This window comes from Arthrobacter sp. GCM10027362 (assembly GCF_042679445.1).
Taxonomy (GTDB): Bacteria; Actinomycetota; Actinomycetes; order Actinomycetales; family Micrococcaceae; genus Crystallibacter.
The window spans coordinates 1-16,837 of sequence record NZ_JBHTML010000081.1; the positions used below are offsets into that span (position 1 = coordinate 1).

Sequence of the window (16,837 nt, forward strand, 5' to 3'; positions counted from 1 at the left end):
CGCACCGCCCGGGAGCACGACGGCGACTTCGGCACCGTGCTGCCCAGCGCCAAGCTGGTCCAACACGCCGGCTGGGCGGACCATCTGGTGCTGGCCGCGCCGCTGACCGCGCAGACCCGCCACCTGGTCGGCGCCCGCGTGCTGGCGGCCATGAAACCGTCCGCGCACCTTATTAATGTGGGCCGCGGGGCGCTGGTGGACGAGCCGGCGCTGGTGGACGCGCTGCGTTCCGGCCGGATTGCCGCCGCCTCGCTGGACGTGTTCGAGCAGGAGCCGCTGCCGGCCGGGCACCCGTTCTGGGACATGGAGAACGTGCACGTCTCCGCGCACATGAGCGGGGACGTCGCCGGCTGGCGCGACGCGCTCGCGGACCAGTTCCTGGCCAACCTGGACCGCTTCATCGCCGGCGCGCCGCTGGAGAACCTCATCGACAAGGCCCTCGGCTACCTCCCCTCCTGAAAAATTGGTCGGTAGATGCTGCCGCACCGCAAAAATGGGGCAGCAGATGCTGCCTCCCGTCAAAATGGGGCAGCAATTACCGGAATCAGGTGCCGCAGGTGCCTCCGCCGGCGTCGTCAGGGACGACGCCGGATCTGGTTCCTCGAGGATCCGGCGCCGACCATGAACTGGCCCTGCCCCTGTTCTCCGCAGGGGCGCCGTTCCGGCTGCGAAACGGCAGATCCGACGACTCGACGGTCAAACTGCGGCCGTGCCGCCGCACCCGATTGAGGTCCGCGTGGTCGGAGGGATTCCAGGACGGGAACAGCTTCGAGCGCGGCGTGGAGGCAGACTGGACCGGGCTCCAGGCCTGCCGACCGTCGGCCCCTCTCAGTCCTGCGCCGACCGCCACTCTGCCACCTCGGCCAGCAGCGCATCGCGCCGCAGCCCGTCGAGGAAGGCCGAACGGAACGAGTTGGCCGCCAGCGTGGCCAGCTGGTCGGCGGACAGGCTGAAAACCTGGGTGAGCTGGGCGAAGTTGTCATCCACGTACCCGCCGAAATAGGCCGGATCGTCCGAGTTCACGCAGACGTTCAGTCCCCGCTCCAGCATCGCGGGCAGCGGGTGGTCCGCCAGCGTATCGACGGCGCGCAGCCGGACGTTGGACAGCGGGCAGACGGTCAGGGGCACCTGCTCGGCCACCAGGCGCTCGACCAGCGCGTCGTCCTCCATGCAGCGGATGCCGTGGTCGATCCGGTCCACCCGCAGCAGGTCCAGCGCTTCCCGGACGTATTCCGGCGGCCCCTCCTCGCCGGCATGCGCAATGCATTTGAGCCCGGCCGCGCGTGCCCGCTCGTACACCTCCACGAACCCGCTCGGCGGGTGGCCGACCTCGGCCGAATCCAGCCCGATGCCGATGATCGGCGCGTCCATGGCCAGCAGTGCCTCCAGCACTTCCAAGGCCTCCTCCGCCGGCCGGTCCCGCAGGAACGCGGCGATGAGTTCCGTGCTGATCCCGAACTCCGCCGCGCTGTCCGCCAGGGCCGAGGCGACGCCGTTGACGCAGGTTTCCAGCGCCACGCCGCGGGCCAGATGCGCCTGCGGGTCCATCATGATCTCCGCATGCCGCACCCCTGCCGCTGCCGCGCGCCGCAGGTACGCGCGGGTCATGTCGGCAAAATCAGCTTCCGTGCGCAGCACCTCCATGTTGCTGTAGTAAAGGTCCAGGAAGGACTGCAGGTCGGTGAACTCGTACCGGTTCTTCAGGTCGGCCAGGTCCGCGTAGGGAAGGGTGATGCCGTTGCGTCCGGCGAGCTCAAAGATCAGCCCGGGCTCGAGCGTGCCTTCGATGTGCAGGTGGAGCTCGGCGCTGGGAAGCTGGAGCATGGGACCCTTCCTTGTCGTCTGAAAATCCAAAATAGGCGAGTGCCGGGTCGGGCGCCACCGGGACCGGGCTGCCGGGCTCCGGCTTGACGCCTGTATTTCACGGATAGTAAAGAGGATGGATGTCGTGTTGTGGGATCCCGTCCCGTCCCGAAACCCAACTGGCCCGCACGCAGCCGGAGGTGCCGCCTGCCGCCGGTGTGCCCGAAGCCGTCCATGATGACGTGCTGCTGCCGGGCGGACGGTTCCTCATGGGTGACCATTTCGGTGAAGGCTATCCGGACGACGGGGAAGCGCCGGTGCACGAGGTCGTGCTGCCCGCCTTCCGGATGGATGCCGCCGCGGTGACCAACCGCCAGTTCGCCGCCTTCGTGGCGGCCACCGGCTACCGCACCGAGTCCGAGCGCTGCGGCACCTCCGCGGTCTTCCACCTGCAGGTCAAGGCCGCCCCGGAAGACGTCTTCGGGCCGGCGGCCGGCACGCCCTGGTGGCTCACCGTCCGCGGCGCGGACTGGGCCCACCCGGCCGGCCCGCTCTCGCACTGGGAGGACATCCCGGACCATCCGGTGGTCCAGGTCTCCTGGGACGACGCCCGGGCCTACTGCCGGTGGGCCGGCCGGCGCCTGCCCACCGAGGCGGAATGGGAATATGCCGCCCGCGGCGGGCTCGAGGGCCGGCGCTACCCCTGGGGGGACGGGCTGTACGGGCCGGCGGGGGAGCACCGGTGCAACATCTGGCAGGGCGAATTCCCGCGCACCAACACGGTCGAGGACGGCTTCCTGGCCACCGCCCCGGTGCGCAGCTTCCCGCCCAACGGCTACGGGCTGTACGAGGTCAGCGGCAATGTCTGGGAATGGTGCAGCGACTGGTTCCTGCCCAAGTACTACCGCAACGCGCCGACGGAGAACCCGCAGGGGCCGAGCATCGGGCGCGGCCGGGTCATGCGCGGCGGGTCCTTTTTGTGCCACGACTCCTACTGCAACCGCTACCGGGTGGCCGCCCGCAGCTCGAACTCCCCGGATTCGGCCAGCAGCAACTGCGGCTTCCGCACCGCCGCGGCCGCCTGAGCGGCCCGTTCAGCGCGGGCCGGTTGTGCGGGCCCGCCCGGCGTAGCTGAAGGAGGCGGCGACGGCGTCGGCCAGCATCTGCACCAGGGCGGCCGAGCGGTCCGGGTCCGGGTCGGCCAGATGCTGCATGCTGATGCCGTCGATCCCGGAAATGAACAGCCGGGCCGCCAGCTCCAGGTTCTCCGGAACTTCCTCCCCGGCGGCCGTGGCGGCGGTTTCGAAGAGCTCACAGGTGGATTTGATCCAGCCCTCGTACATGGACCGGTTCATGGCCAGCGCCTGCGGCTCTTCGTCTGCGGCGACCCGGAACCGGCGCAGCAGCAGCTCGAAGGTGGTCACCTGTTCGTGCGGCTCGGCCAGCATGCGTTCCCAGACGCGCTGCGCGTGCGCGCGGACGACGACGCCGAGCCCGGCGCCCTGGTCCGGCACCGGCGGCAGGGCCTGGGCATAGTCGCGGCTGAGGTAGTAGTAGACCTCCTGGAGCAGCTCGTCCTTGCCGCGGAAGCAATAGTGCAGCGAGGCCAACGGCGCCTCCGCTTCGGCGGCGATCCGCCGCGTGGTGGCCGCGGCCAGCCCGTCGTGGGCAATGACCCGTGCCGCCGCGCGCACGAACTGCAGCCGGCGCTCCGCTGTGGGTACTCGGGCCATGACGTTTACCTCCGGTTCTCCAGCCCATCCTAAGGCCCGTAGTCGCGGTGCTTTCCCCGGGCGGGGGAGGGGGCTTGGAAAGTTGTCGCACCAATTTTACGAAAAAAGATGGTCAAGTGACCAAGTCATGCGACATACTAGTGCGAGCAAGTAATCCACATCACACAGAAAGGCGGTCCATGAGCCAGCGGAACACGGCCGAACTGGTCGTCATCAACGGCACGCTGCCGGACGCCCCCGGCACCGTGAACGTCGCCGCGGCCGGCGGCAGGCTCCTCGCCATGGGCGGGGACGAGGTCCTCGCCCTGGTGGACCCGGGCACCCGGATCATCGACGCCGACGGCGGGGCCGTGCTGCCGGGGATCAACGACGCCCACCTGCATTTCATCGCCTCCGCCATGGCCAGGTTCGGCTACCTCGACGTCGGTGCCGCGGCCGCCTCCAACTGGGAGGACGTGGCAGGGATCCTCGCTGCGGCGGCTCCCGGCCGGGACGGCTGGATCCGCGCCCACGGCTGGGACGAGGTGGTGCTCGGACCCGGCGGGGCGGAGGTGCTGCGCGGGCTGCGTCCGGGCACCCCTGTGGTCGTCTTCGACCAAACCGGGCACCAGCTGCTGGCCAACCGGACCGCCATGGCCGCCGCCGGCCTGGGGGAGCGTCCCGCCGTGCCCGCCGGCGGCGTCGTCGGCCGCACCGCATCCGGCGACCCCAGCGGGCTGTTCGTGGATGCGGCGATGGAACTGATCACCGCGGCCCTGCCCCCGGTCCCGCGCGAAGACCTGCGGGAAGCGGTGCTGAAGTTCCAGCGCCTGCTGCACGCCCAGGGCATCACCTCGCTCACCGAACCCGGCCTCGGCCCGGGGGGCAGGGCGCTGCTCGGCGGAGCCTGCACCACCGACGCGCTGGAACTGCTCGGCACCCTGGCCCACGACGGCGGGCTGACCATGCGCGTCAACGCGCTGCTGCTCTTTGCCGGCACCGGGGGCGTCTCCGCCGAAGCGGTCCGGGCCGGGCTCGATTCCGGCCTGCAGCACCTCTTCACGGACCGGGGGATCGATCCGCACCTGCTGCGCATCGCCGGCGTCAAGGTCTTTGCCGACGGTACCCCGCGCAGCGGCACCGCATGGATGACCGAGCCTTACGGAACCGAGTGCAGCCACGGGTCCATGGTGGTCGCCGGCGCCACGGACGCCGAACGGGTCGCCGAGCTCAATGAAATCGTCCGGCTCATTCACGCCGCGGGCCTGCAGGCCGGCATCCACGCCACCGGGGATGCGGCCACCGAGGCGGCCATCGATGCGATCGTCGCGGCCCAGGCGGACGGACGCACCGGCCGGCACTACATCATTCACGGCGCGTTCGGCAGCAATGAGTCCCTGCACCGGCTCGCCGAGCACGGTATCGGCTACAGCACCAACCCGTCCATCCGCGCCGCCGCCGGCGACCTGATGATGCGCCTGCTTGGCAAGGAGCGCTTCGGCCGGCACCAGCCGCTGAATTCGGCCCTGCGTGCCGGAGTGCAGCTGAACATCGCCTCGGACTCGCCGGTGACGGACACCGACTGGCGCCGCACCGTCGCCGCGGCCGTCACCCGCGATACCGTGCACGCACCGGGGAACCCGGACGATCCGGAACGGATCAGCACGCAGCAGGCGCTGCTGGCCATGACCGCCCTGCCGGCCTGGCAGGATCACGCCGAGGACTTCAAGGGCCGGCTGGCCCCGGGCCTGGCCGCGGACCTGTGCGTGCTGGACGGACCCTGGCCGGCAGCCGGGGCCATCGACGAGCTGGCCGAACGCCATGTCGCCTGGACCGTCGCGGCCGGCACCGTGGTGCACCAACCCGGCTGGGTGGCCGCCGGCCGGCCCTGAACTTTTTCACCTGTACCTCGACGAACCGAAGGAAAAACCATGGGAATGAAGAAACTCGCCGCCGCCCTGGCCGTGGCGGCCTCCCTCGCGCTCGCCGGCTGCGGATCCGGCTCGGCCGGCGCGGAGGCCTCCGGGGATGCCGCCACGCTGAAGGTGGGCACCGTCGGCATCGGCTCCGACGCCGCGCTCAAGATGGCCATCGACAAGGGCTGGTTCAAGGAAGAGGGCCTCAACGTCGAAACCAGCGTGGTGGCCAATCCGCCCGCCGGCGTCGCCGCCGCCCAGAGCGGGCAACTGGACCTTACCTACTCGCCGTCGATCCCGATGCTGAACGCGATGAGCCAGAACGTGCCGCTGAAGATCATCGCCGCCGCCGACGGCTATCCGGCCAAGGACCAGCAGCCGGAGGACCTGGCCAAGGTGGACGACACCGGCCTGTTCATCCCCAAGGGCAGCGACATCACCAGTCCGAAGGACCTGGAGGGCAAGTCCGTCTCCGTGCCTGCCCGCAAGGCCCAGATGGAGGTGACCGTCGCCAAGACGGTCAAGGATGCCGGCGGGGACCCGGCAAAGGTCAAATGGATGGTGCTGGACCCGGCCTCGGCCCTGCAGTCCCTGGATTCCCGGCGCGTCGACGCCGCCACGCTGATCGCCCCGTTCACGTCCCAGGCCGAGTCCAAGGGCCACCAGCGCCTGGCCTCGCCCGGCGTCGAGTTCTTCCAGGAGGGCGCGGTGGGCCTGTGGGTGGCCGGCGCCAGGACGGTCCAGGAGAAGCCGGAGCAAATGGCGGCCTTCAACCGGGTCATCACCAAGGCCAACGACTACGCCAACAAGCACCTGGACGAAGCCCGGGAAGTCGGCGCCAAGCTGACCGGCGTGCCGGTGGAGACCGTCAGGAAGGGGGCCGAGACCTACTGGCCCACCGAGGTGAAGCTGGAGGAAATCCAGCGGGTCAACCAGCAGTTGGCGGACCTGGGCTTCCTGGCCAAGGAAGTGCCGCTGGATCAGGACCTGATCTTCAGCGGGAAGTAGCCCCGCGCCCGATCCCTTTGGAGCAAAAGCAATGAACAGAAAACTCAGACAGCTGTTGGCGGGCGCCGGCGGCATGCTGGCGGCCCTGGCCCTGTGGCAGTTTATTGCCACCGGGCCCATGGCCGGCGGCCCGCTGCCGACCGTGGCCGCGACGTCCGTCGAACTGGCCGGGCTGCTGGCCAACGGGGCCTTCTGGGCCTCGCTGGCCGAAACCCTGGTCATTTCCCTGGCCGGCCTGGCCGCGGCGGCGGTCGCCGGCATCGTCGCGGGCGTGCTGATCGGCAGCTTCGAACCGGTCCGGTACGCCACCTTGGCGGTGCTGGAATTCCTCAAGCCGATCCCGCCAATTGTCATCCTGCCGCTGGTGGTGCTGGTCTTCGGCCCGACCACACAGATGTCCTGGTTCCTGGTGTTCTTCGGCTGCGTGCTGCCGATCATCATGCAGACCGTGGCCGGCGTGCACGACGCCGATCCGGTCACCCTCGACACGGCCCGCTCCTACGGGCTGGGCCGGACCGAAATCCTGGCCCGGGTCACCCTGCCTTCGGCCCTGCCGTTCATCGGCACCGCCATGCGGGTAGCCGCCCCGGCCGCCCTGATCATCACCGTGGTGGCCGGCCTGCTCGGCGGCGGCCCCGGCCTGGGCCTGAGCATCTACCAGGCCCAGGCCGGCGGCAACTACCCGGTGCTGTACGCCTACGTCGTCGTCCTCGGCGTGCTCGGCCTGGCCTTCCAGGGCGCCAGCCTGATGGCCGAGCGCCGTCTGCTCCACTGGCATGCGTCCTACCGTGAGGTGCTTACCCCATGAACCGCAAACTGATTAACTGGACCCTCGGCGTCGGCACGCCCCTGCTGGTCGTGGCCGCCTGGTGGGCGGCCTCGCTGAACTCGACCAACACTTTCTTCCCGCCGCTGGGCGCAATCCTGGAGCGTTTCCGGGCGCTGTGGCTGTTCGACCACTTCGGCTCGGACGTGATGCTCAGCCTGGGCAACCTGGTGATCGGTTACGTGCTGGCCACCGTCATCGGCGTCGGCCTGGGCTTTGTCACCGCGCTGGTCCCGGTGGTCCGCTGGGCGCTGGACCCGCTGATCCACTTCCTGCGCGGCATCCCGCCGGTGGCGCTGGTGCCGATCTTCATTTCGCTGATCGGCTTCGGCATCGAAATGCGCCTGGTCAGCATTACGCTCGCGGCCGTGTTCCCCACCCTGATCGCCACCGTCGACGGCATCCGCAGCGTGGACTCCACGCTCAAGGACGTCGGCTCCGTCTACCGGCTGACCCGCGGCGAGAAGCTGGCGCAGGTCTACCTGCCCGCGGCCGGACCGCAGATCGCCTCCGGCATGCAGGTCAGCCTGCAGGTCGCGTTCATTGTGATGATCGCGTCCGAGATGCTCGGCTCCTCCCAGGGCATCGGCGCCATGACCCTGCTGGCCCAGCAGAGCTTCATGACCTCGGACATGTGGGCCGGGATCCTGTTGCTGGGCGTCATCGGCTTCGGCGCCAACCTGGTCTTCGAAGTCATCAAGAACAAGGTTCTGGCCTGGTACGTAGGCTCCCGACGAATGGCACGCGCATGAACAATACCCTCGCCCCGCACACCCGACCCGGCACGGAGGACGGCATGGAACTGCAGGAAAATCCTGTAACCCTCAATACCACAGCGGCAGCGCCGCGGCTGGAAGTCACCGCACTGTCCAAAACCTACGGCAGCGGCCCGAACGCCAGGTGCGTGATCGAGGATCTGACCTTCACCGTCAACACCGGCGAGGTGGTCTGCATCGTCGGTCCGTCCGGCGTGGGCAAGACCACGCTGCTTAAGTGCCTGGCCGGCCTGCAGCCGGCCACCTCCGGCACCGCTGCCATCGACGGACGGACCATCGACGGCCCGCCGCCGGAAATGGCGCTGGTCTTCCAGGACTACAGCCGCTCGCTGATGCCCTGGCTGACCGTGCGCAGGAACGTGCGCCTGCCGCTGCGGCACCTGCACCTGCCGGCGCAGGAAACGGACCAGCGCATCGACACCGCGCTGGAAGCGGTGGGCCTGGCCCATGCGGCGAACCAGTACCCCTGGCAGCTCTCCGGCGGCATGCAGCAGCGCGTGGCGATCGCCCGCGCCCTGGCCTACCGCCCCGAAATCCTGATCATGGACGAGCCCTTCGCCTCCGTGGACGCGCAGACCCGCTTCGAGCTGGAGGACCTGTGCCTGAAGATCCGCGAGGACTTCGGCATGACCATCCTGGTGGTCACCCACGACATCGACGAGGCCGTGTACCTCTCGGACCGCGTGGTGGTGCTCGGGTCCAGGCCCGCCCGGGTGCTTGACGTCATCGACATCGACCTGCCCGCCCCCAGGGACCAGATCTCCACCCGCTCCCTGCCCGAATTCGCCGAGCAGCGCACCCGGGTGCTCTCCATGATCCGGAAGCCGGCATGAGGGCCGGGGCAAAAAGGCCCAATGTCCTGGTCTTCATCGCGGATCAGCTGCGGGCCGACCACCTCGGCTTCGCCGGCAACACGGTGGTCCGCACCCCCAACCTGGACAAGCTCGCCACCGAAAGCATGGTCTTTACCGAGGCTACCGTCACCAACCCCACGTGCATGCCCAACCGGGCCAGCCTGATCACCGGCCGGTGGCCCTCGGCGCACGGTACCCGGTGCAACGGCATCACCCTGGACCCGGAGGCCAGCAACCTGGTCCGGTCCTTGTCCTGCGGCGGCTACCTGACCACCGCGGTGGGCAAGCTGCACCACCAGAACATGGGCTGGGGCTTTGAACCGGGCCAGCTGGCCGAAATCCTGGCCACCGACCCGCTGCTGGCCGACCCCGCCGCTGCCGACGCCCGCGCCCGGCCGCGTCCGGCCGGCTGGGACAAGTGGGAGGACCGGCAGGCCCACGACGAACGGTTTATCCCGCTGCCGCAGGACTATTACGGCTACCGGCACGTGGACCTGGTGATCGGCCACGGGGACCGGCCCGGCGGACACTATGTGCACTGGGCGCGCGAACGGGGTATGGATCCGCTGGCCGTGGGCGGGGCCGAAAACGCGCCGCGGAAGCTGGACAGCTGGGACCAGGTCTACGAAACCGCCATCCCGGCCAAGCTGCACCCGAGCGCCTACGTAGGCGAACGCGCCGCCGAACACCTGGCCGGGTTCGCCGGCGGCGAAGACCCGTTCTTTATGTTCGTCTCCTTCCCGGACCCGCACCACCCGTTCTCCCCGCCGGAAGGATACGCCGACCTGTACTCGCCGGACGAGATCGACCTGCCTGTGGGCTTCTACCAGGACCACGCCAAGTCCCCGCCGCACATCCGGCACATGTTCGATCACCGCGGAGAGCCCAACGCGGACCCGACCATGACCTTCGCCGCGGACGAGGCACAGTACCGCCAGGCGGCGGCCGCGCAGTACGGGCTGATCACCCTGATGGACGAGCAGATCGGCCGCGTCCTGGCGGCTTTGGAAGAGACCGGCCTGGCCGAGGACACCATCGTGGTCTTCACCAGCGACCACGGGGACCTGTTCGGTGACCACGGGCTGATGCTTAAGCACTTCAGCCACTACCGCGCCGTGACCCACGTGCCGCTGGCCATCAAGGTCCCGGGCAGGCAGGCCGGCACCACGGATGCGCTGGTCTCCACCGCAGACCTGGCCCCGACCCTGCTGGAACTGACCGGCACCCGGCCCTACCGCGGCATCCAGGGCACCTCCCTGGTACCGCTGCTGGACCGGGAAGCAGTTGCGGTCCGGGATGCCCTCATCATCGAGGAGGACCAGCCCTTCGGCCTGCCCGGCCTGCCCGGGCCGGTGCGGACCCGCTCGGTGCTGACCAGGGAAGGCCGCCTGACCCGGTACTTCGGCACGGACATCACTGAGCTCTACGACCATGTGATGGACCGGGAAGAGCTGAACAATGTGGCGGGGGAGGCGAAGTTCAAGGACCTGCAGGATTCGCTGACCGCGGCCATGCTCGAGGGTATGGCCGCGCTGGCCGATGAAGGAACCGCCCCGACGGCGGCTGCCTAACGGCTCGGCGGCGGCACCCGGGTTCCGACACAGGAACCCGGGTGCCGCCGTGCCTTTGCCGGGCCGGACCGCGGTGCAGGCCCAGGGAAGCCGGCTGGGCGGGGAGCAACTGCCGGCTGCCTATGCAGAGCAGGAAAGCGCAGCCGAGGCGCAACACCCGACAGACCCTTATCCAGACATTCTCGCCAGGTCACTCGATGGCGGCTTTTGCGGGTGCGGTCGAGGAGGAGCTGACCGGCAGGCCTTCCGCCCAATGACCGGGAGGCCAAGCGGCCCGAGGTCAGGAACCCACCTGACCAGGCTTCACCGAATACTCGGCCGAAACCAGGATGGGCAGGTGGTCGGATAGGCCGCGCGGCAGCGTCTTCACACTCTCGATGTTCAGCCCCAGGGAGGTAGCAAAGTCGAAGTGCCCCTTGAAGACGGCGTAGCGCGTGTAGGTTCTGCGGTTGCTGAGCGTAAGGTCGTAGCCGGCTTTCCTCACCCGGGCGGCCAGGTTCCGGGTGAAGAACGGGTAGTTGAAATCGCCGACCATGAGGTGGATGGATCCTCCGCCCATGTTGATTAATTCCTCATGGGCGGCCCGGATCTGATGCCGTCGCAGGGAGTTCGAGGCAGACAGCGGGGCCGCATGGAAGGAACCGACCACGAGTTCGTGCTGCGTCTCGTTGTCGACCAGCCGTGCTCCGAGCAGCCGCTCGTGGGCCGGGGCAAGCACACGGTCATGCATTGACTTCTTCAAGGCGAAGGCGTTCGTCGCCAGGACCGTAAAGCGGTCCTGGCGGTAGTAGATGGCCAGACCCAGCCTGTTTCCCTTGGTGGAGTCGGCCATGTGCAGGGGGCCCACCGTGTGGGGCAGGTCCCGTGTATCGCATTCCTGGAGGCACATCACATCGATATCGAAATCCTGGGCCAGATCGATCAGTTCGCCGCTCGCGCTGTGCTTGCGGAGGTTGTAACTGATGACTCTCATCAGGAGAACACCTCTTCCGTGGGGGTAGTTAGAGGTAACGCGGTTTTCATCCTAGGCAGTAGGCCAAGCGCAAGCCAGCCGCAGGAGCAGCGCAGCTTCTGCCGTGCGTCCGGCTAAGCGGGTTTCCCGTCCTCGATTCTGCGCGCCGTCTGCTCCAGGACCTGGCGGAAGGTCAGGATCGCCGGCCGGTGGGCGCTGGCACGCCGAACCGAGGTAAAAACGGTGCGGCGGGGCTTGCCGGGCAGTTCCAGCAACTGGCAGGCGGTCTCGCGGCCGGTCCAGACGAGGTCCGGCATGAAGGCGACGGCATTGCCGGATTCGATCAGCCTGATCTGGGCCTGCAGGTCCGCCGTCTCGTAGCGGACGTCGGGCTCGAAGCCTGCCTGCCGGCAGGCCTGTTCGGCCCAGTGCCTCGACGCCGCCCCGCGCGGTTCCATCACCCATGGTGCGCCGACGGCGTCGTCCACCGAGGTGATGCCGTAACGGTCCAGGACCTTCGGAGGGACGGCCAGCCGGATGGCGTCCGTGGTGAGCTTCTTGCGGTCCAGCTCCGGGTAATGCGGGGCGGCATGCCCGGGATACTGCTCGGCCACCACCAGGTCGAAGTCGCGGGCCCAGGTTTCGTGGAGCGCGGTCTCCGGCTCCCGCTGGATCATTTCGATGCGCACTTCCGGATATTCGGTACTCATGGTGCTGAGCGCTTCCGGCATGAGTGCCAGCGCCGCGGACTGGAACACGGCCAGCCGCACGGTGCCGGTGACGGTGACCAGGGAGGCAGCCAGGTCCGACTCGGCCTGCTCCAGCCGGTCCAGCACCGCGGCCGTGTGCTCGACCAGAATCTCGGCTTGGGGCGTCAGCTGCACCTTGCGGCCGGTTTTGCGCAGCAGTTCGACCCCGGCTTCCTTCTCCAGCAGGGCCAGCTGCTGGGACACCGAGGAGGGACTGAAATTCAGGGCGGAAGCGACCTCCGCCAGGGTGCCTCGGATCTTCAATTCACGCAGCAGCCGCAGCCGGCGCACATCCAGCATGCCGCCCTCCTCAATACTTCGGAAAACCTAACCGATATTATTTAGAAAAGATCGCTTTATCTAACTTTATTACGGTTCCGTACTGATGGAGGCGGAGCAACCCGCACGACATCGCCTCTTCCGAGAAGGACCAGATTCTCCCCATGACAGACGCACTGAAGGAAGCAGCCGTTCGGACCCACGAACCGGCCGTCTCCCTCGCCGAAGATACCATTGCCCTCGTCCGCGGCTGGCTGGCCGAAGCCTCCCGGGTTCCGGTGGATTCCTCGGCGGAGCAGCTGGCCGGGGTGCTGCAGGATCCGCAGGGCCTGGAGTTCACGGTCGGGTTCGTGGACGGTGTCATCCGGCCCGAGGATGTCAGGGTGGCGGCCCGGAACCTGCCGGGCCTTGGCATGCCGGGGGAGGCGGCCGGCCTGCCGGCATGCTGGCTGAACCGCTGGCCCCCGGCCTTCCATGTTCCGGTATCGTTGCCCGCGAGGAAACGTGTCCCCGGGAGAGGACCGCAGATGGCGAAGAAGAGCAAGGGGCATCCGGGCAAGCGGACCCACGGCCACGCCCGGGGTAGTGGCAATCCCGCCGCGGTCCCGCGAGCAGCATCGTCATCGCTGAGCGGATTCCGGGCAGCCAAGGCAGTCGATGTGCTCACCCGGGACTTTGTCCGCTGGTTCGAGGAAGACATCGGACCGGCCGAGGACGCCATAGCTTGCCTCGAAGTGGTCAAATCCTTCACCGCGGCGTATTTCGAGGCCACCGGCGCGGTGGAGGCCACCGCCTTTGACCCGGAGCCGATGACGATGTTGCTGGAGGACCTGGTGGCCGCCGGGGAGGAGGAAGCTGCCGGGCTGGTCCTGGAGATGCTCCATCTCTATGTTGACTTCCTGAAGGAAACGGATCGCTGGACAGGTTCCGTCGAGGACTACGAAGACGTCCATGCGCTCGTGAGCGAGCCGGATCTGTCCGCGCTGTCCCCTTCGGTGATCGAGGTGCCGGCGCTGGACGAGGCCGAAGAAACCGCGGCCCTGGCAACTTTGCCGCTGGTCCGCGCCGCCCGCGCGCTGCTGGCCTGGATCGGCAGCGGCAGGCCGGTCACCGAGGACGGCCGGCCGGAGGACCGCGAGGCAGCCGCCGCCCGCATCGGGGAAGCGGTCCCGGGGCAGTCCATGGAACAGGATCGGCTTCTGGACCTCATCTGGGACACGCTCCAAGCGACGGAAATAATCGACGTCGGTCCCGAACAGGTGGCCCCGCACGCGGATACCGCCGAGGACCTGGCCAGTGGCACGCCGGAAGAACTGACGGTGCTGCGCTTCTTCGTCGGCGAATTCCTGCACCGCGGAGTGCTCCAGGCCGGCGGGGAGGATCCCCGGGAGGCGCTGTGCGCGGGCCTGGTGCTCACTACCTTCATCGCGGCAGCCTCGCCCGAGCCGCCGCTGGCGGACAGCTTCCAGTCCGCGGCGGAACGCGCCCCGAAAGAGGAGAAGGCTCTGATCGACGAGGTCACCCGCCGGGCGTACCATCAGCTCCAGGAGTGGGCCGGGCTCGGGCTGATCGAGGTGGGCACGCACTTCCGCGTGCCGCCGGCGGTCATCCGCTGCGTGGCCGAGGCCTTCGGGGACGACGTCGACATCCAGGTCCTCTGGCCGGACGACGAATCCCCAGCCTAACCGCCGAGGGCCCCGCTGCGAACGAAGAGAGCAGCGGGAGGCGGTTGGGCGCTAACCGGCAGCCCCTTACGCCCCTGAGTTCAGCTTCCCCAGCAGGTCCGCCAGCCGGCGCAGCTCGTCCGGCTCCCAGCCCATGAGCCGGGAGGTGAGCAGCTCACGCTCGGTCCGGCCGGCCTCCCGGAAGCGCCGCGTGCCCTCCTCCGTGAGCCGGAGCAGGAAGGCCCGCCCGTCCTCCGGGTCCGGCAGCCGCTCCGCCAGACCGAGACCGGCCAGGCGCCGGACCGAGCGGCTGACCATGGACTTGTCCGCCGCCAGCAGGTCGGCCAGCCGCCCCTGCTGCAGCGGCCCGCGGCGGTCCAGCACTGCCAGGATCTTGAAATCGAAGGGCAGCAGCCCCGGGTCGATCGCCGCGGCCTGGCCGCGGATCCAGGCCCGGGCGCCGGTGACCAGCCGGGAGAACTCATGTTCGACGTCGGAAATCAGCGCGGCCTTCTCCGGCCCCGTGCTGTCAGCCATCCTCGCCGCCCCCGCCGGACCTGCGGCCTTCCGGCTTCTCTTCCATGGGCTGCGGCCGGACCAGCAGCGCGTCTTCCAGCCCGGTCCCCTGCTCCACGGCGGCCTCGGGCTCCACCGCGGGCGTGCTGGCCAGCGCCGCGGTCGCCCCGACGGCGGACTTTTCCTCCGTGACGCGCTCGTGCCGGGTCTTGGTGCTCAGCGGCAGGTTCGGCAGGAACACCGCGGCCAGGAAGGTGGCCAGGGCCAGCGGGGCGGCAACGGTGAAGACCTGCGCCACGGCGTCGCCGTAGATGCCCTCGATAATCCCGCGCACCGGCTCCGGCAGCTCATGGACCACGGGCAGGGTGCCGCCGGCGAACTGCTGCGCGATCCGGGCGCCCTCGGTCCCGAGGGAGGCGAGCGCGGCCTGGAGCTGTCCGGACCGTTCGGCGAACAGCTCCGGGACCCGGGCCGCGAGCAGGGCCCCCAGTGCCGCCATGCCCGCGGTGCCGCCGAGGCTGCGGAAGAAGGTCACCGCGGAACTGGCCACCCCGAGTTCGCGCTGCGGTACCGCGTTCTGCACCACCAGCACCAGGTTCTGCATCACCAGGCCCACGCCGGCGCCGAGCAGGAACATGTAGAGCGACACGAGCACGAAGTTCGTGTCGTAGTGGATGGTGCCGAGCAGGAACAGGCCCACCGCCTGCAGCACGGACCCGGTCACGACGAAGCCCTTCCATTTGCCGTGCTTGCTGATCAGCGCCCCGGCGATCGTGGAGATGACCAGCAGCCCGGCCATCATCGGAATGGTCATCAGCCCCGACTGGGTGGCGTTCGCGCCGCGGGCCAGCTGCATGTACTGGGCCAGGAACACCGCGGTGCCGAACATGGACACGCCCACGGAGATGGAGGCGATGACGCTGAGCGTAAAGGTGGCATTGCGGAAGAGCTTGAGGCTGATCAGCGGCTCCGGGACCTTAAGTTCGACGACGACGAAGGCCGCCAGCGCGGCCACGGCGCCGCCGACCATCCAGGCCGTGGCGGCGCTGGCCCAGGCGAAGGTGTTGCCGCCGAGGGAGACCCAGATCAGCAGCAGGGACACCCCGGCCGAGAGCAGCACGATGCCGGCGTAGTCGATCCGGACCTTGCGGGGCTCGAACCTGGGCAGGTGCAGGGTGCGCTGGATCAGGATGACGGCGGCGACGGCGAAGGGCAGCGCGATGAAGAAGTTCCAGCGCCAGTCGATCGCGTCGGTAATGAACCCGCCGGCCAGCGGCCCGCCGACCGTGCCCAGGGCCATCACCGCGCCGAACAGGCCCATGTACCTGCCGCGCTCGCGGGGACTGATGATGTCGGCCATGACAATCTGGCTCAGTGCGGCCATGCCGCCGCCGCCCAGGCCCTGGAACACGCGCATGGTGATCAGCATGGTGGTGTCCTGGGAGAAGCCGGCCACCGCCGAGGAGAGCACGAACACGGCCAGGGCCAGCTGCAGCAGCAGCTTGCGGTTGAGCAGGTCCGCCAGCTTGCCCCAGATGGGCGTGGAGATGGTGGTGGCCAGCAGGGTGGCGGTGATCACCCAGGTGTAGGAGGTCTGGTCGCCGTGCAGGTCCGCGACGATGACCGGCAGCGAGGTGCTGACCACGGTGCCGGCGAGGATGGCCACGAACATGCCCATCAGCAGGCCGGTCAGGGACTGCAGCACCTCACGGTGAGACATGCGGCCGGGGGCGGGATGGGCGGCGGGCGGCGAAGCGGACATGCAGGTGCTCCTGGCAGGGGAATTGGTTGTGGCTGGTCAACTATAAGCAGGGTTGTTGACTGATGCAACCAATTTGGTGCCGCGTCAGTCCCAGCGTTGCAGGACCCGTTCGACCATGCGCCGGCCCTCGTCCTCAAAGGCGGCGTCGCCGACCTCGTACGCCCAGACCACCGTGCCCAGGGACTGCAGCAGGTTGTCCAGCAGCCACGCCTCCGGTTCCTCCTCCGGGTCCCGGCCGTAGCCGGCGTAGAACGCCGCCCGCAGCGGGCCGCCGTCGGGTGCGAAAACGCCGTGCTCCAGGCGCACCAGGTCGGTCACCCACGGCCGGTACCCGGCCCGGCCGTAGTCGATCACCGCCAGCCGGCCGCCGTCGACCAGCCAGTTGCGCGGCTGGTAGTCCCCGTGCGTGGCGTACAGCTGCCGCGGGGCCGGCCGGTGCGCGGCAGCCA

General features: G+C 69.0%; 15 protein-coding genes and 1 pseudogene. 9 read left to right on the top strand and 7 right to left on the bottom strand.

Annotated features, from left to right (window positions below):
• Nucleotides 1-459: NAD(P)-dependent oxidoreductase (locus ACFQ36_RS12695; RefSeq protein WP_377014168.1), on the top strand; the 459-nt coding region annotated here is incomplete at its 5' end.
• A gap of 369 nt (nt 460-828) precedes the next feature.
• Here ACFQ36_RS12695 and ACFQ36_RS12700 read toward each other — a convergent pair.
• Nucleotides 829-1,824, bottom strand: coding sequence for an adenosine deaminase (locus tag ACFQ36_RS12700; protein WP_377014169.1), 996 nt, complete (start codon nt 1,822-1,824; stop codon nt 829-831).
• A 119-nt stretch (nt 1,825-1,943) separates the two neighbouring features.
• On the opposite strand from ACFQ36_RS12700, the gene ACFQ36_RS12705 reads away from it, so the two are divergent.
• Nucleotides 1,944-2,888 carry a formylglycine-generating enzyme family protein gene (locus ACFQ36_RS12705; RefSeq protein WP_377014170.1) on the top strand — a complete coding sequence of 315 codons (945 nt, stop codon included), beginning with the start codon at nt 1,944-1,946 and terminating at the stop codon, nt 2,886-2,888.
• 9 nt (nt 2,889-2,897) lie between these two features.
• On the opposite strand, the gene ACFQ36_RS12710 is transcribed toward ACFQ36_RS12705, so the two are convergent.
• Nucleotides 2,898-3,536 (bottom strand): TetR/AcrR family transcriptional regulator, encoded by a 639-nt coding sequence (locus ACFQ36_RS12710; RefSeq protein ID WP_377014171.1) that lies wholly within the window; start codon nt 3,534-3,536, stop codon nt 2,898-2,900.
• A gap of 179 nt (nt 3,537-3,715) precedes the next feature.
• Here ACFQ36_RS12710 and ACFQ36_RS12715 point away from each other — a divergent pair, with 179 nt between their 5' ends.
• From ACFQ36_RS12715 to ACFQ36_RS12740, 6 genes are read left to right on the top strand one after another with little or no spacing between them, the layout of a single operon-like run.
• A complete protein-coding gene (locus ACFQ36_RS12715) occupies nt 3,716-5,407 on the top strand; it encodes an amidohydrolase (protein ID WP_377014172.1) in 1,692 nt (563 codons plus the stop codon).
• Nucleotides 5,408-5,446: 39 nt separating this feature from the next.
• Entirely contained in the window at nt 5,447-6,439 is a 993-nt protein-coding gene (locus tag ACFQ36_RS12720) for an ABC transporter substrate-binding protein (protein WP_377014173.1), read from the top strand.
• Between the two features lie 31 nt (nt 6,440-6,470).
• Entirely contained in the window at nt 6,471-7,247 is a 777-nt protein-coding gene (locus ACFQ36_RS12725; RefSeq protein ID WP_377014174.1) for an ABC transporter permease, read from the top strand.
• Nucleotides 7,244-8,017 carry an ABC transporter permease gene (locus ACFQ36_RS12730; RefSeq protein WP_377014175.1) on the top strand — a complete coding sequence of 258 codons (774 nt, stop codon included), beginning with the start codon at nt 7,244-7,246 and terminating at the stop codon, nt 8,015-8,017. Before ACFQ36_RS12725 ends, ACFQ36_RS12730 begins: the two co-directional genes overlap by 4 nt.
• Before the next feature lie 44 nt (nt 8,018-8,061).
• Complete coding sequence (locus tag ACFQ36_RS12735) at nt 8,062-8,874, top strand: ABC transporter ATP-binding protein (protein WP_377014182.1); 813 nt, start codon at nt 8,062-8,064, stop codon at nt 8,872-8,874.
• A complete protein-coding gene (locus ACFQ36_RS12740; protein ID WP_377014176.1) occupies nt 8,871-10,466 on the top strand; it encodes a sulfatase in 1,596 nt (531 codons plus the stop codon). The genes ACFQ36_RS12735 and ACFQ36_RS12740 overlap by 4 nt, the downstream gene beginning before the upstream one ends.
• A gap of 280 nt (nt 10,467-10,746) precedes the next feature.
• Here the strand turns inward: ACFQ36_RS12740 and ACFQ36_RS12745 are convergent, their stop codons facing one another.
• Both ACFQ36_RS12745 and ACFQ36_RS12750 read right to left on the bottom strand, forming a co-directional pair.
• A complete protein-coding gene (locus ACFQ36_RS12745) occupies nt 10,747-11,439 on the bottom strand; it encodes an endonuclease/exonuclease/phosphatase family protein (protein WP_377014177.1) in 693 nt (230 codons plus the stop codon).
• Nucleotides 11,440-11,552: 113 nt separating this feature from the next.
• A complete protein-coding gene (locus tag ACFQ36_RS12750; protein WP_377014178.1) occupies nt 11,553-12,467 on the bottom strand; it encodes a LysR substrate-binding domain-containing protein in 915 nt (304 codons plus the stop codon).
• Between the two features lie 143 nt (nt 12,468-12,610).
• On the opposite strand from ACFQ36_RS12750, the pseudogene ACFQ36_RS12755 reads away from it, so the two are divergent.
• A pseudogene (locus ACFQ36_RS12755) lies at nt 12,611-12,886 on the top strand (hypothetical protein); the annotation flags it as partial.
• A gap of 1,311 nt (nt 12,887-14,197) precedes the next feature.
• Here the strand turns inward: ACFQ36_RS12755 and ACFQ36_RS12760 are convergent.
• From ACFQ36_RS12760 to ACFQ36_RS12770, 3 genes are all read right to left on the bottom strand, one after another.
• Nucleotides 14,198-14,647 carry a MarR family winged helix-turn-helix transcriptional regulator gene (locus ACFQ36_RS12760; RefSeq protein WP_377014179.1) on the bottom strand — a complete coding sequence of 150 codons (450 nt, stop codon included), beginning with the start codon at nt 14,645-14,647 and terminating at the stop codon, nt 14,198-14,200.
• Nucleotides 14,640-16,388 carry an MDR family MFS transporter gene (locus tag ACFQ36_RS12765; protein ID WP_377014180.1) on the bottom strand — a complete coding sequence of 583 codons (1,749 nt, stop codon included), beginning with the start codon at nt 16,386-16,388 and terminating at the stop codon, nt 14,640-14,642. Before ACFQ36_RS12765 ends, ACFQ36_RS12760 begins: the two co-directional genes overlap by 8 nt.
• Before the next feature lie 84 nt (nt 16,389-16,472).
• Nucleotides 16,473-16,837, bottom strand: a 365-nt coding sequence (locus ACFQ36_RS12770) for a phosphotransferase (RefSeq protein ID WP_377014181.1), incomplete at its 5' end; no start/stop codon positions are given.

What these genes read in the sequence shown, in the direction of transcription:
- ACFQ36_RS12700 (WP_377014169.1), bottom strand. Translation starts at nt 1,824, where the DNA reads ATGCTCCAGCTTCCCAGCGCCGAGCTCCACCTGCACATCGAAGGCACG.
- ACFQ36_RS12705 (WP_377014170.1), top strand. Translation starts at nt 1,944, where the DNA reads ATGTCGTGTTGTGGGATCCCGTCCCGTCCCGAAACCCAACTGGCCCGC.
- ACFQ36_RS12710 (WP_377014171.1), bottom strand. Translation starts at nt 3,536, where the DNA reads ATGGCCCGAGTACCCACAGCGGAGCGCCGGCTGCAGTTCGTGCGCGCG.
- ACFQ36_RS12715 (WP_377014172.1), top strand. Translation starts at nt 3,716, where the DNA reads ATGAGCCAGCGGAACACGGCCGAACTGGTCGTCATCAACGGCACGCTG.
- ACFQ36_RS12720 (WP_377014173.1), top strand. Translation starts at nt 5,447, where the DNA reads ATGGGAATGAAGAAACTCGCCGCCGCCCTGGCCGTGGCGGCCTCCCTC.
- ACFQ36_RS12725 (WP_377014174.1), top strand. Translation starts at nt 6,471, where the DNA reads ATGAACAGAAAACTCAGACAGCTGTTGGCGGGCGCCGGCGGCATGCTG.
- ACFQ36_RS12730 (WP_377014175.1), top strand. Translation starts at nt 7,244, where the DNA reads ATGAACCGCAAACTGATTAACTGGACCCTCGGCGTCGGCACGCCCCTG.
- ACFQ36_RS12735 (WP_377014182.1), top strand. Translation starts at nt 8,062, where the DNA reads ATGGAACTGCAGGAAAATCCTGTAACCCTCAATACCACAGCGGCAGCG.
- ACFQ36_RS12740 (WP_377014176.1), top strand. Translation starts at nt 8,871, where the DNA reads ATGAGGGCCGGGGCAAAAAGGCCCAATGTCCTGGTCTTCATCGCGGAT.
- ACFQ36_RS12745 (WP_377014177.1), bottom strand. Translation starts at nt 11,439, where the DNA reads ATGAGAGTCATCAGTTACAACCTCCGCAAGCACAGCGCGAGCGGCGAA.
- ACFQ36_RS12750 (WP_377014178.1), bottom strand. Translation starts at nt 12,467, where the DNA reads ATGCTGGATGTGCGCCGGCTGCGGCTGCTGCGTGAATTGAAGATCCGA.
- ACFQ36_RS12760 (WP_377014179.1), bottom strand. Translation starts at nt 14,647, where the DNA reads ATGGCTGACAGCACGGGGCCGGAGAAGGCCGCGCTGATTTCCGACGTC.
- ACFQ36_RS12765 (WP_377014180.1), bottom strand. Translation starts at nt 16,388, where the DNA reads ATGTCCGCTTCGCCGCCCGCCGCCCATCCCGCCCCCGGCCGCATGTCT.